The following is a 743-nucleotide window of genomic DNA, read 5'->3' as shown; positions in this document are numbered from 1 at the left end:
CCACGGCAACCTGGTTCCCGGACCGATCAACGGCAAGAGCAAGAACGACCTGTCGTTCCTGCACTACGACAAGATCGAGACCGTCGGCACCAGCAACGAGATCCCGGTCCTGGTGCTGCCGACCGGCAAGCGCGTCGAGTTCGTCCTCAACGCCGCCGACGTCATCCACGCCTTCTGGGTCCCGGAGTTCCTGTTCAAGCGGGACGTCATGCCGAACCCGAAGGAAAACCACTCGGACAACGTCTTCCAGATCAGTGAGATCCAGAAGGAAGGCGCGTTCGTCGGCCGCTGCGCCGAGATGTGCGGCACGTACCACGCGATGATGAACTTCGAGATCCGCGCCGTGAGCCCGGAGAAGTTCAACGAGTACATCGAGCTGCGCAAGCCGGCTGACGAGGGTGGACGCGGGCTGAGCACCGCCGAGGCACTCCAGGAGATCGGCGAGTCGCCGGTCGCCACCTCGACGCATCCGTTCAACACCGAGCGCACGTACCGCCAGGCCAGCGACGTGCTCGAGGGCGAGTACCAGTAGTCGTGCCGACGGCACCCACCCATCAACCGCTGAAGGACGAGCTGACATGAATATCGAAGCCAAGCTCTTTGAGATTTTGACGGTGTTTTTCATCCTCGTCGGAATCGTGTACGGCGTGTTCACCGCCGCATCGAGGACAGGCATCGAGTGGGCCGGTCTGACCGCAATTGCGCTGTCTGCCGGGCTGACCCTGATCGTCGGGACCTACTTC

At 62.3% G+C, this 743-nt stretch carries 2 protein-coding genes; both read left to right on the top strand.

The window, feature by feature from the left end; translation table 11 throughout:
• A partial coding sequence (locus AC1DQC_RS19810) for a cytochrome c oxidase subunit II (protein ID WP_477052942.1) occupies nucleotides 1–532 on the top strand: 532 nt, incomplete at its 5' end.
• Between the two features lie 46 nt (nucleotides 533–578).
• On the top strand, nucleotides 579–743 hold a 165-nt coding region (gene ctaF / locus AC1DQC_RS19805), incomplete at its 3' end, for an aa3-type cytochrome oxidase subunit IV (protein WP_477052943.1).

The organism is Cellulomonas sp. P4_H12 (assembly GCF_056400905.1).
The sequence above is the reverse complement of the archived record's forward strand: the minus strand, read 5'-3'. Positions and strand labels throughout refer to the sequence as shown.